Here is a 13,345-nt window from a genome sequence, read left to right on the forward strand (position 1 = left end):
CAGTACGGCGTTGCTGCTTGAACTCATAGCCAGACATCGCGCGGTAAGCCCGTTATGCGTTATGATGGATTATTAGGGCTCATAGGTGTTTGCAAGTCCTGACCTGGCCATCAATCGGTCCGCCTTGCCCGTCTGCCGCGATGCCCGGCGCGGCTTTTGCGGCTGATTGTCGATCCAGCAGGCAGCATTCGCATTCACCAGCCTGCGCAACGACGTTCAATCGATGCCGATCGGAAAAATGGGCCCTGAACAACGATCCCGTTGGGCGGTCGTTATTGGCTTGCGAGGGATAACGCCGCCTCACACCGCCGAACTCGATCTTCCCATCACCAACAGTCACAGTGGCGCAACCAACCGCACTTTGCGGGCTCGATCGTCGCGCCGACGATCCAACACGCAGACATCTCGGAGGCAACATGAAACCGATATCCGACACGGCCACCAACAACGAAGAACCAGTCAGACTTTTGGCTCTGGGACTTTTTGGGCAGGAGGCCCGATTCGACGTTGGTGCCGTTGTCGGGATCGCGGCAAGCGCCATCCACATGCTTCAGGACGATCTAGCTAGACCTTGCAGCAGCTATAAGCCCGCTGACCCGAATGGTCGACCGTCAAGGCACCTTGCGGGCAAAGGCGCAGCCATCCTCGATGGCTTTGCACAACCTGATATCTCCACATCGAGGGTCATCAACGTTGCTGCGATATTGACGTCGACCGAACGCATTTCACGTTGGGGGCGCGATATTCCGTTCGAGCTGGAGATCGGGAAAGACCTGTCCGCAGCCGTTTACGGAAGAAATGAATTCAAATCGGCGTTCCTGGCCCTTGTCGCCAATGTGCAGGTTGCATTGGCGCAAGGCGGGCGGTTCATGGTGAATGTCGAAAGAAATGATGATTGCTGTCGGGAGCTCCATCAGGAGATCACCCGGGATTTTCGCCGCGCAGGAAATGGCGATAGGCGTGCTTGCCTGGACGCGAGGCGGGCCTTCGCCGAACTGCTCTCACTGATGGACGTAGCGCGCGACGGCGGACCTGGGATCGCTGTCGCGCTCGATTTCGTGCTTTGCCGCCACCGTGTGATCGAGAGCGAAGCACTCGGCGCAACACAGTGTGTCGTGATGCGACTCCAACGGATCCAGTTGATGCATGAGAGCACGGCAGGAAGTCCCTGTCGCCAATTGAACGCGTTGCCGTCTCGTGAATCCGTTTCTGTAATCTGATTGCGGCTCTGATCGCATCGCGCAAACCTCGCACCGCAACTGCCCTTCAACGCCCGGACACGGACGGTTTCCCGCGATCATCAGCGATCTACCCCGGAATTGTGCTCATCACCCGCTGTCTTGCCTGCAGGGCGCCGAATGCTGCGGCAGCACACCGAAAACTCGCTCCGACGTCTCAAGAGGGCGGCTCGAATTGAAAAATGTTCCAGATTCACAAGGCGACGAAACTTCCGTCATCATCCCCGCAACGTATGGTCTCAGTTCTACTTTCGTCCTGGCGGCGGGAACGTTCGCGGTTGGCACTGACGCATTCATCGTGTCAGCCTTCCTTCCCGCAATGGCGGATGGCCTCTCCGTCGCACCGGCTGTGGCCAGCCAGTCGGTCACAGCATTTGCGCTTGCCTATGCATTGCTCGCCCCCGTTGTCACGAGCCTCACCGCGATCATGCCGCGCAGAAAGCTCCTGGTTTTGGCACTGAGTTTCCTGAGCCTTGCGAACATCGCATCAGCCCTGGCTCCGACGCTTGGAATCCTTATAGCGACCCGGATCGCGGCGGCGGCGTCAGCCGCCGCCTATACGCCAAGCGCCGGCGCTGTCGCAGCGGCGATCGTGCGTCCGCATCTTCGCGCCCGAGCGCTTGCAATTATCATCGGGGGGCTCGCGTCGGCTACCGCGCTCGGCGTTCCGCTCGGGCGCATCGCAAGCACCGCGATGAACTGGCGCGCGTCGCTCGCACTCGTCGGTGTCGTGTCTTTTATCGCCGCGCTTGGCGTCCTTGCCGTCATGCCGAAGCTTCCCGGCAACGCGCCAGTGACGTTGCGCCGGCGCCTTGCCGTACTCGCACGTCCCGGCGTAATGGTCGTTCTACCGCTGACCGTGATCGGCATGGCGGCGTGTTACTTGCCCTATGCCTTCACCGTCCAAATACTCGATTCGCTGCTGATCCCACCCACTTCGATAATGCTGATGCTTCTGTGCTACGGTTCTGGCGCAGTGGTGGGCAGTTATGCCTCCGGCTGGGCGGCAGACCGTCTCGGCCCAATTGCAGTGCTCATCACGGTCTATTTCCTGATGGCGGGCACACTCGGCGGGCTGGCGTGGCTCAGCGACGTTCCCTCCGTAGGCATGTACACTGGCGTGGCGGTACTCATGGCATGCTGGGGCGCAAGCAGCTGGTCACAGACACCGGCGCAACAGCACCGTTTGATTGCAAGTGCCCCACAGGATGCAGCGCTCGTTGTCGCGTTCAATTCGTCGGGGATCTACCTCGGCATTTCGATCGGCACCGCCATCGGCAGCCATGCAATCGGCATCGGCACCGCGACGACCCTGTGGTACGGATGCACGCTCGCACTCGGCGCACTCTTCTACGTGTTTGTTACAACGGTGCCCCGCAGCGCCACCAGCCGCTCCGCGGAAGACAGTCGCAAACTGACACGATCTCCTTAAGGCATGATCCGCAGCGCGCCATTCGCTTAGAATTCGGCGGATCTCGAGGCCAGCAGCCTATCGTCTATCCTCGAGAAGGACTCTGCCGTTTCCGACCCGCGTCTGGTGCCACTCATCCTGCGGGCTAGATATTCTTCTCGGCTTTCTCCCAGCAGAATGGAGATTCCTCCTCGGCGCAAGAGCGCGTGGCAATGGGCACGGCTGGCAACATGCCACGCTCTCGCCGGCGACGCCACGAGGGCTCTGTTCCGCGTCAGGGAAGGCCGCGCACTAGAGCCTAGCCTCACTGTCGATGAAATCGTCGGCGACACGCGCATGGGGCGCGCTCAAGATCGTGAGCGAGAACTCGCCGGCTGGGACACGACCCCATAAGCCAGCGCGTTCCAGTCGAGGTTGCGCCAATTCGACGCCTCATTTTGCGTTCCGGCTCTCACTCCGTCGTTCAATTAGCGTCAATGTCAGCATGGACGAACTGCCGGAAGTTACTGCGGTGCGTAAATCTGAAGGCCCACGGAAGGGACCAATTCGGCGACTTTGGGCCTCGTCTCGGCCGTACGGTCGACGATATCTCGCTCCCAAAAGTGAAGACGGGTTTCGGAAACCTGTCGGTATTCCCTACGTGTAAGAAGGTCGTGATGCTGTTCGAACCGACCAGCATCACCTTCAGCCAGCACCTGATGTGATGGAAGATTGCGCTGAGCCGGCGCGTCCTGCTTGCCCAGGATAGCAGCCCGATAGATACAAGGTCGTGGAAGCGCTGCGCACGAGGCCGCGACGCGATGACGTGTTCTCAATGAATCGCGAAGAATACGGCAGTTCTTCGCGTATTCTGCCGAAAGCAGACCTTCCGCTCCCGGCCCCAAAGCGGTTATTGAACGGTTCTACAATGTGAGATCGACTGGGGTTCTTGGAAGCTTTTCGAACTTTCTGGGTCGAGCCTCAGCCCCAATTGCGGTTGCTTATGGACAAAGTGGGACATTAGATTGGGTTTTTGGATAGCTTCGAAGGCATCGACTTCTGTCACGTGCGCCAGATAGCGCGTCAGCATGAACTTACTTTTGAACGGCAGCTTTGCGCCCGCAAGTGGACGTTAACCGTCAGAAACAAGTTGTCCAATAGCGGTCATTCGAACAGATGGAATCTTGCTTTCGTCCAAGGGCGCATGGCGCCCAGTGATCTACCGCTTCGTCAGGCTCCAATGCAGAAGCGATCAATCCTGAAATCGTCCAGCGGTGTTTCGGAACGGCCGGTCGTAATGAGTTGGGCCATCGCGTCGCCCACACCCGGACCAAGCTGGAAACCATGTCCACTAAACCCGAAGGCATGGAACAGGCCTGGCGTTGTCGCCGAGCGCCCCATCACCGGCAGCATGTCCCGAACATAGCCTTCGCAGCCTGACCATGTACGGATGACCGCGACCTTTGCGATCGCCGGCAGCAGTCGCGCCACGGCGCGTAATTGCATCGGCAGCCGCATCGGATCGGCACACGCGTGGCCGGGCTCGAGGTCCACGGTCACTCTTTCGGCCGCGCCTCCGAAGACGATGTTGCCGCGCTCGACCTGTCGCAGGTAGGCGCCATAATCCTTGTCCCGCGTCCAGATGCCGACCACCGGCAGAACCCGATGCGGCAGCGGTTCAGTCACGCCCATTTGCGGGCCGCGGGCCTCGAGTGGCACCTCTTCGCCGAACGCGGCGGCGATGCGCGCGCCCCAGGCGCCGGCAGTGTTAAGCAGGCATTCGGCAGCCAACACGCCTTTCGAACTGGCGACAAGGAAACCAGATCCTGTGCGGGCGACCTTCTCGACCCGGGCTTCCTCGATGATCTCCGCGCCCAGTTTGCGGGCAGCCTCGGCGAATGCCGGCGCGATCAGACGCGGATTTCCGCTGCCGTCATGCGGCGAGAACGACGCCGCGATCGCGTCGGGACCGAGGCCGGGAAAACGAGCGCGTATCTCGCGCGGGCCGAGTTCCTCCAGAGCGAGGCCCCAAGGCCGCGCGGCTTGAGCATAAGCTTGCATGTCGCAGAGACTGCCTGCATCGAAGATCAGCCGGATGTGACCGGTGGCGCGGAATTCCACGTCGCGGCCAAGCATCTTCTCGGCCTCGCCCCACAGCCTGAGTGACCGGTGAGCCAGTGGAAGCTGAGACTGGTGGCGCCCCGTGCGCCGGATGTTGCCGAAGGAGGCGACCGTCGCCCCGGTGCCGACCCGGTTGCGCTCGATCAGCGTTACGCGAGCGCCGCGCCTGGCAAGGAAATAGGCCGAAGCCGTTCCCATTAGTCCGCCGCCTAGCACGATCACATCCATAGTCGTTCCTTCGCGCAGAGCGGCTGACCCTTTTCGCGCCCATCTTGTTCGCGCCGCGGCATTGCGTCAAAGATGGGTTTGGACGAAAACCATAAGCGCGGCCTATGGAGTTGCTATGCGTGCCCGGCAGCTTGAAGTGTTCATCGCCGTGATGCGCGCCGGCACTGTGACCGCCGCGGCACGCATGCTGAGCATCTCCCAGCCTGCGCTCAGCCAGATCCTGCTCCATACCGAGGACGAACTCGGCTTCCCGCTTTTCGAACGTGTGAAGGGCAGACTGCGGCCGACCCCGGACGCGCTCGAGATCTTCCCCGATGCCGAGAGGTTGTCGGCGGGGCTCGACGGCCTGCGCCGCAAGACCACGGACCTGCGCCTGGGGCGCGCCGGGCTGGTGCGAGTTGCTGCGTCTCCGCCACCGGCGATGGCGATCCTGCCGCGCGCGTTTACCAGGTTTCGGGCGCAACATCCCAGGATATTGCTACGTTCCCATAGCGCCCCGATCGCCGCGATCGTCGATATGCTGCGCGCGGGCGACGCTAGCCTCGGCGTCGCCATGGATGATCGTCTGCCTCCCGATATAGAGGCCGAAGTGATCGGCAATGTCGGCTTTTCATGCCTGCTGCCCACCGGCCATGCGTTGGCCAGGAAAACCGAGCTGACGCTCAGCGACCTCACCGGCGAGGAGTTGATATCCTATCGTGGAAACACCCGTCCCGCCGACGAACTGGCCAACGCGGCCCGCGCGCAGGGTGTACCGTTTTCGCCGGCGATCGAGATCGATGCATCGATCTCCGCAGTCGGCTTCGTCCAGGCCGGTCTCGGAATTGCCCTCGTCGATGCGCTGCTGCCATGGCAGCAATTTGCCGGGCTTGTCGTCAAGTCGCTCGCGGCGGGACCGGCTTTTCCGATCGCGCTGCTGACTTCGCGCGCCCGAGCCCTTTCGCGCGCCGATGAGATGATGCGCGACGAGATCCGCGAGGCCTGTTCCACCGTCCTGGGGGACGACAACGCAAGGGCATAAGCAAAACTTATATCCTTGCTCATCATACGTCTTGGACCGGGACTCCCAGCCATGCCAGCTTTTGGGCCGCAGACAAGAAGGGATGTGTCATGGACGGTGCCATCGCTTGCGCGGAGGATGTGCAGAATGAAGCCGATTGGAAGGTCGGAGTCGATATCGGCGGGACATTCATCGATTTCTGCGCGCTTGAAGCCCGCTCCGGCCGCGTCGCCTCGCTGAAAGTGCTGACGACGCCGGAAGATCCGGGTGCCGAGCTGATGACTGGCCTCACCCTCTTGTCGGAACGCGAAGGTTTTGACGCTGCGCATATGACCCGCTTCGTGCACGGCACGACGGTCGGCATCAACACCATCATCCAGCGCAAAGGCGCGCCGCTCGCGCTGTTCACGAATGCCGGCTTCGAGGACGTGATCGAACTTGCGCGACTGCGGATGCCGGACATGTATTCGCTGTTCTGCTCGCGGCCGGACCCGCTGATCTCGCGCGATATGGTGTTCGGCATCCCGGTCCGCATGCGTGCCGATGGAAGCGAATCCCAGGCTCCGGACATGGCGGCGGTGGTGAGCGCGGTGGCAGCGGCGAAGGCGAACGGGGCGCAGGGGATCATCGTGTCCTTCCTTCATTCCTGGCGCAACGCCGGGCAGGAAGCCGCCGTCAAGGCGACGATCGGGCGTCTTGCTCCCGACCTCTTCGTCTTCTCCTCGGCCGAGGTGTGGCCGGTCATCCGCGAATACGAGCGCAGCTCGACCGCCATCCTCAATGGGTATGTCCATCCGCGCGTCTCGTCCTATCTGACGGCTCTTGAAGAGCGGCTGAAGGACCGCGGCGTGCCCGCCCGCCCCATGCTGACGAAATCGAACGGCGGGCTGATGAACGCAGCCGAAGGCAAGCGCGCCTGCGTCAACATGCTTTTGTCGGGAACCGCTTCCGGCGTCATCGGTGCCTCGTGGCTGGCGCGTCAGGCAGGCGAAGACAAGGTTCTTACCCTCGACATCGGCGGGACCTCGGCCGACTTCGCGCTCATCATCGACTGCGAGGCGCAGTTCGGCACCGGCGAGCTGATCGGCGAATTTCCGCTGCATATTCCTTCCGTGTCGGTGAGCTCGATCGGCGTCGGCGGCGGCTCGATCGCCAGCGTCGACGCTCAAGGGGTGCTGCGGGTCGGGCCGGAGTCGGCCGGCTCGACGCCGGGACCCGCCTGCTACGGCCACGGCGGCGAGCGGGCGACGGTGACGGATGCCATGGTCGTGTGCGGATGGCTCGGCCACAGCGAGATGGCCTATGGCCAGCTCAGGATCGATACCGGGCTGGCCCATCGCGTGGTCGGCGACCTTGCCGCCCGACTCGGCCGCCCGGTGGAGCAGACCGCGCAGGCGATCCTCGACATCGCGGTGTCGGAGATGTTCGTCGAGGTCGAGAAACTCGCCTCGCGCGCCGGCGTCGACCTGCGCGATTTCACGCTGATGCCTTTCGGCGGCGGCGGCCCGATGCTCGGCGCTTTCCTTGCCCGCGAACTCGGGATGAAGCGTGTCATAGCGCCCCGCCGGCCGGGCGTCGTGTCGGCGCTGGGCGGGCTGGTGGCGGATCTGCGCGGCGACTTCATCCGCACGATCTTCAGCCCGCTGTCGGGCATGTCGCTTGCCGGAATTCGCGAGGCCTTCGAGGCCCTGGCGGGTGAGGGCCGTGACTGGCTTGCGGCACAAGGACATGACGGGGAGGCGGAGCTCAGCTTCTCCTGCGACATGCGCTATGTCGGGCAGAGTTATGAGATCGAGGTCATCCTTCAACCGGAATGGCTGACGGACGGTAATGCGGCCGCCATCGCGCAGGCCTTCCACCTCACCCATGAGCAGCTCTACGATTTCCACGACCCGGACGGCGAGATCGAACTTGTCAATGTCCGACTATCCGCCGTAGGCGCGGGGCCGAAACTCTCCTTCCCGGAGGTCGACGAGATCGAAGTCCCGGCCAGCCCGGCACGCCGGCTGCCGGTCTACACGGGCGTCGGCGTCGAGACCATCGACCTCCACGACCGGCAAGTCCTCGTGCCGGGCAGCACGTTCCTCGGGCCCGCCGTGGTGGTGCAGGAAGACACGACCTTCGCGATCCCCGCCGGCACGCAGGCACGCGTCGATCGCCATCTCAACCTTCTTCTGACCTTCGCGGAGTAACGCCATTGTTCGACCGCACCAACCTCCAGGTTCTGGCGAATCATGCCCGCGCGGCGGCCGAGAACATGGCACACACGCTGCACCGCACCGCGCACTCGGCCTTCGTCAAGGAGACGCAGGACTTCACGGTGATGCTGATGGACCGTTCAGGCGAGACCTTCGCCGTGCCGAAGGAACTCGGCGCGACCTGGTATCCGGGGCTTTCCTATAACCGCGCGATCGTGATGGTCGACGACTACCGGCCCGGCGACGTCGCCTTCACCAACGATCCTTATTCCGGTCATGTCGCCACGCATGCCCCCGACACGCATCTGTGGAAGCCGGTCTTCGTCGACGGCGAGATCGTTGCCTGGACCGGTGGCCATATCCACAACACCGACATGGGCGGCGCAGTGCCGGCTTCACTCAGCCGGGCGCTGACCGAAATCCATCAGGAAGGCATTCGCTTTCCTCCGATGAAGCTGGTCAACAAGGGTGTCTTCGATGAGACCATCCTGCGGATCATGAGCACCAATGTGCGTAAGCCCGACCTCAACATCGGCGACATCAAGGCGCTGGTCGGCGCGCTCAACACCGGCGAGCGCAAGATCCAGGCGATGGTGAAGAAGTTCGGCAAGGCCGGATTCATCGAAGGCGTTGCCGCGCTTCTCGACCATGCGGAGGCGCAGGCGCGCGACGTGCTGCGCTCGATGCCCGACGGAACATGGGAGTTCGCTGACTATGCCGACGAGGATTCGGTCGAGGCCAATCCCTGCCGGCTGAAGCTGACATTGACGATCAAGGGCGATGAGGCGGTGCTCGACTTCACCGGTTCCGATCCGCAGCTCGGCTCCTCGCTCAACGTGCCTTCAGGCGGCGATCCGCGACACACCATGCTGCTGGTGGGCGTCTATTACGTGCTCTACACGCTCAACCCGAAGATCCTGCTCAACACGGGCCTCACCAGGCCCTTCACCTGCATCACGCCAAGGGGCTCGGTGCTCAACCCAGTCCACCCCGCCGCGGTGGGTATGCGCTCGCTCACCTGCGCCCGGCTGCGGTCGGTCATCTTCGGCGCCTTCTCGCAAGCCGTTCCCGAGCGCCTGCCTGCGGCGCCGGCCGGTAACAATTGCATCGTCAACGTCATGACAACCGACGAGCGAACCAGCCGGACCGTCATCGCCGCGGTGAACCCGGTGGTGGGCGGCGGCGGCGCGATGCCGCATCGCGATGGGACCAATGGGTCGGGCGCCGATGCCGCCTATCTCAAGAACACGCCGATCGAAATCACCGAGACCGAGACCCCGGTCGAGTTCGTGAAATACGGTCTCGCCAGGGACAGTGGCGGCGCGGGCCGTTGGCGCGGCGGGCTGGCGACCGAGATGGCCTTCCGCGTCTTCGCCCCCGATTCCAGGATCACGGCGCGCAACCGGGATCGCAGTTTCTTTCGTCCCTGGGGTGTGCTGGGCGGCAAGGCGGCCGGCCTGTCGGGTATGGTCGTCAATCCAGGGACCGAGCACGAGCGGCGGCTGGGCAACATCGACACGACGATACTGCAGCCCGGTGACGTGCTCGACATCCGTTCCGCCGGAGGCGGCGGGCGCGGCGATCCGCATCAACGCGAGCCCTGGCGAGTCGAGCAGGATGTGCGGCGCGGCTATGTTTCGGCGATAGCGGCTGAGCACGACTATGGCGTCGTCATCCGCGACGGCGAGGTCGACGAGCAGGCAACGGAAAGCCTGCGGGCAGGGCAGGGGTCGGCCGCCGGCCATTTTCACTTCGGTCCGGAGCGCGAAGGCTTCGAGGCGCAGTGGACGCCGGCCGCCTATGACCGGCTTACGGCCGTACTGAGGGACTTGCCGATCCACTGGCGGTTCTTCGCCAAGACGGAGATCTTCCGTCGCATGAAAGGGCGCTCGGGGCCGGAAGGCGTCCAGGCGGCTTTCGATGCGGTCTGCGAGCGATTTCCCGAACTGCCCCGTCCTCACTCGGCCCGAGAGGCCGCGGAATGATCACGGCCGGCCGCATCGTTCGGTTGGCCGAGCGCGACCGGTCGGTCGTGCATTTCTTCATCGATGGGGAGATGCGCGGCGCGCTCGCGGGCGACACCGTGCTGACCGCCATGTTGGCGTCGGGGCAGGCATTGCGAAAGTCCGAATTCGGACCCGAGCCGCGCGCCGGATTCTGCCTGATGGGCGCCTGCCAGGATTGCTGGGTGTGGCAGGACGAGGGCCCGCGCCTGCGGGCGTGCTCGACCCTTGTCACGGAAGGTATACGGTTGCGCACGACGCCGCCGGAGAGCTGGCCGTGAGCGAGACCGCGCCGCCTCGCGTCGTGATCGTGGGCGCCGGCCCGGCCGGCATAAGGGCGGCGGCTACTTTGGTCGAGGCCGGGCTCCATCCTGTGGTGATCGACGAAGGGCAGCGCGCGGGCGGGCAGATATATCGGCGCCCGCCGGCAGGGTTCACCCGCACCGCGAAGCAACTCTATGGGTCGGAGGCCGCGAAGGCATGCACGTTGCATGCGCTGTTCGACCGGCTGGCCAAAGACGGGCGGCTCTCCCATTGCGCGGCGAGCTCGGTAATTGCCGCTCAGGACGGACGACTGCACGTGCTGGGGGAAGACGGCATGCAGGTGGTCTTCTATGACCGCTTGATCCTTGCCACAGGCGCATCCGATCGCGTCGCTCCGGTTCCCGGCTGGCAGTGCGCCGGCGTCTACAGCCTTGGCGCGGCGCAGATCGCGCTGAAGGCGCAGGGCGTGGCCCTCGGGCGGCGGATTGTCCTGATCGGATCAGGGCCTTTGCTGACGCTGGTCGGCGCGCAGCTCGTCAAGGGTGGAGCGGATGTGGCGGCGGTGTTGGACACCTCGCCTTGGCGCCAACAGTTGCGGGGGCTCTGGGGACTTGCAGCTCGGCCAATGGTCGCGCTGCGCGGCCTGGTCCTGCGGGCGAGGCTCGGCAGCCGCTACCATGCCGGCGTGACGCTCGAGCGCATCGAGGCCGACGGGAGGGGTGCCACGGCGATGCGCTGGCGCGACGCCGGCGGCCGGTATCGCCTCACTCTTTGCGACATGATCGGCATGGGCTGGCACTTGCTGGCGGAGACGCATCTGGCCGACCTGACCGGATGCGCCTTCGATTATGACGAGCAGTGGCGGCAATGGCTGCCGAAGATCGACGAGATGGGTAGGGCCGGCAACGGCATCTACCTTGCAGGCGATGGGGCTCGTCTCCTCGGCGCTGACGGCGCGGAGATCGCGGGGCGGCTTGCGGCGGTGGCATGCCTTTCCGATTTGGGACTTCCGACGCCCTCGTTGAGGGCCGGTCTGCGCAAGCTTGCACGGCTCGAGCGCTTTTCCCGCGGCCTGGCTTGCGCCTTTCCCTGGCCGGCCGAGACGGTGCGGGCACTCCCCGACGACGCGATCGTCTGCCGCTGCGAAAACGTGATCGCCGGAGCCGTGCGCGAGAGTGTGGAACGCGGCGGCGGCGAGGCCAACAGGGTGAAATCGCTGTCGCGCGTGGGCATGGGGCGATGCCAGGCGCGCTACTGCCAGTTGGCTGCCGTCGAGCTCGTCGCGGCGCAAGCTGGCTGCACGCCCGACGCCGTCGGCCGGTTTCGCGGGCAGGCGCCTGTGCGGCCAGCGCCTATCGGCGCTTTGCTCGGGGAGGGCTGATGCGATCGCTTGGTCCGCGCCCGGATGAAGGCATAGCGCACATCCTAGAAGTCGGCGACCTTTCCCCAGGCCGAAGTATCGAAGCGCCGCGGGTCGTAGGATGTCGCATCGACGATGGGCTCCGCTCCGGTCACCAGATCGGCGACGAGGTGACCGGCGCCAGGTCCGATGCCGAAGCCATGCCCCGAAAACCCGGCGGCAAGGAAAAAGCCTGGAACGGAATGGATCTCGCCGATGGCCGGCACGCCATCCGGCGTGCTGTCGATATAGCCGGCCCAGGCCGCGCTTATCCTGGTCTTTCTGAGGTCGGGCAGGAGTTCGAGCGCGCGGGCATGCGTCAGCCGGATCGTTGCCTGGTCCGGGGCCGGATCGAGGATGCGCATCCGCTCCATCGGCGTCGGCTGGTCGAGCCGCCAGCGTCTAAGCGTTTCGTGGCCCGAGCGCACGCCCTGCAGACCGCCGGGCGCGAGGCTGCGCCAGCGCTTCAGAAACATCGGGACGAATTGCGAGGAGAAACGCAGCTGCTGCGGCGTCACGTCCACGCGGCCGCGTCCGCTTATGGCGAGCGTGTAGCCGCCGTCGCCGCGACGTGTGGCCGAGATCCGTGCGGTGTGCAGCGCATCCGGCAGGCCTTCGGCGCCAGGCGAGACCGACAGGATCGAGGAGCGGATCGACGCCTGCGGAAAGCGGAAGCCGAACTGCCGGCAAAAGGAGGAGGCCCAGGCGCCGCCGGCCAGGACCGCCAGCTTTGTCCTGATCGTTCCGCTTTCGGTGACCACGCCGCTCAGGCGGCCGGCTTCGGTTTCGATACCACGCGCAGCGCAATCCTGGTGTACAGAGCCGCCGAGCCTCAGGATGGCGCGGGCGACCGCGGGCGCGGCCCGCGACGGGTCGGCGGTGCCGTCGGTCGGCGAGAAGACGCCGCCCTTCCAGCTCCGTCCTGTGGCGCGGCCTCTTTCCCCGGCCTCGGCACTGTCGAGCATATGCGTGATGACGCCGGCCGTTCTGGCAAAGTCGCGCCAGCGCGCCCAGCCGGCCAGTTCCGCTTCGTCATTGCTGAGATAGAGCAGGCCGCAGCGGCGAAAGCCGGTGTCCTCGCCGCTTTCGGCCGCAAAGCGCTCCCACAGATCGAGGCTTCGCGTCGCCATCGGCAGCTCGCGGGCGTCGCGGTTCTGCTGGCGGCACCATCCCCAGTTCCTGGAGGATTGTTCGGCGCCGATGCGTCCCTTTTCGACAAGCGCGATCTTCATCCCGCGCCTGGCAAGATAATAGGCCGCGAAGACACCGACGATGCCGCCACCGATCACCACCGCGTCCGCGGATTGCGGCAGTTCGCCAGATGTGTCGATTTGCTGCAACGGTGCGCGCATGGTCTCTCTGCCTTGACGGGCCAATCTAACGCGTTGCGCAGGCAGCCGCTGCTGCAGTTGAGGCCGAAGCAGAATTTTATTTCGAAAGCGCGGTTGAAATCGGAAGCGCCGGTGTTTCAACGCGGATCCATTCGGATGGACAGGTCGGCAGG

The 13,345-nt window shown here is 64.4% G+C and carries 9 protein-coding genes; 7 read left to right on the forward strand and 2 right to left on the reverse strand.

The features are described from left to right. Window positions 1-416 precede the first annotated feature (416 nt). Window positions 417-1,220 (forward strand): hypothetical protein, encoded by an 804-nt coding sequence (locus F3H96_RS24770; protein ID WP_149804310.1) that lies wholly within the window; start codon window positions 417-419, stop codon window positions 1,218-1,220. Between the two features lie 193 nt (window positions 1,221-1,413). Next, entirely contained in the window at window positions 1,414-2,670 is a 1,257-nt protein-coding gene (locus F3H96_RS24775; RefSeq protein ID WP_149804311.1) for an MFS transporter, read from the forward strand. A 1,188-nt stretch (window positions 2,671-3,858) separates the two neighbouring features. Here the strand turns inward: F3H96_RS24775 and F3H96_RS24780 are convergent. Continuing rightward, window positions 3,859-4,977, reverse strand: coding sequence for an FAD-binding oxidoreductase (locus tag F3H96_RS24780; protein WP_149804312.1), 1,119 nt, complete (start codon window positions 4,975-4,977; stop codon window positions 3,859-3,861). Between the two features lie 115 nt (window positions 4,978-5,092). Here F3H96_RS24780 and F3H96_RS24785 point away from each other — a divergent pair, with 115 nt between their 5' ends. The 5 genes from F3H96_RS24785 (at window position 5,093) to F3H96_RS24805 (ending at window position 11,823) form a co-directional block, all read left to right on the forward strand. Beyond that, entirely contained in the window at window positions 5,093-5,998 is a 906-nt protein-coding gene (locus F3H96_RS24785) for a LysR family transcriptional regulator (protein ID WP_149804313.1), read from the forward strand. An 89-nt stretch (window positions 5,999-6,087) separates the two neighbouring features. Next, the gene (locus F3H96_RS24790) at window positions 6,088-8,169 is read left to right on the forward strand and encodes a hydantoinase/oxoprolinase family protein (RefSeq protein ID WP_149804314.1); all 2,082 of its coding nucleotides are present in this window, start codon (window positions 6,088-6,090) and stop codon (window positions 8,167-8,169) included. 5 nt (window positions 8,170-8,174) lie between these two features. Continuing rightward, complete coding sequence (locus F3H96_RS24795; protein WP_149804315.1) at window positions 8,175-10,160, forward strand: hydantoinase B/oxoprolinase family protein; 1,986 nt, start codon at window positions 8,175-8,177, stop codon at window positions 10,158-10,160. After that, window positions 10,157-10,459 carry a (2Fe-2S)-binding protein gene (locus tag F3H96_RS24800; protein WP_149804316.1) on the forward strand — a complete coding sequence of 101 codons (303 nt, stop codon included), beginning with the start codon at window positions 10,157-10,159 and terminating at the stop codon, window positions 10,457-10,459. The genes F3H96_RS24795 and F3H96_RS24800 overlap by 4 nt, the downstream gene beginning before the upstream one ends. Next, window positions 10,456-11,823, forward strand: coding sequence for an FAD/NAD(P)-binding oxidoreductase (locus tag F3H96_RS24805; protein WP_149804317.1), 1,368 nt, complete (start codon window positions 10,456-10,458; stop codon window positions 11,821-11,823). The genes F3H96_RS24800 and F3H96_RS24805 overlap by 4 nt, the downstream gene beginning before the upstream one ends. A 44-nt stretch (window positions 11,824-11,867) precedes the next feature. Here F3H96_RS24805 and F3H96_RS24810 read toward each other — a convergent pair whose 3' ends face one another. After that, window positions 11,868-13,193: an FAD-binding oxidoreductase gene (locus tag F3H96_RS24810; RefSeq protein WP_149804318.1), complete on the reverse strand. Its 1,326-nt coding sequence runs from the start codon at window positions 13,191-13,193 to the stop codon at window positions 11,868-11,870. Window positions 13,194-13,345 lie beyond the last annotated feature (152 nt).

Origin of the sequence: Mesorhizobium sp. NFR06, assembly GCF_900115245.1 — a bacterium.
In the GTDB taxonomy this organism is placed as follows: domain Bacteria; phylum Pseudomonadota; class Alphaproteobacteria; order Rhizobiales; family Rhizobiaceae; genus Mesorhizobium.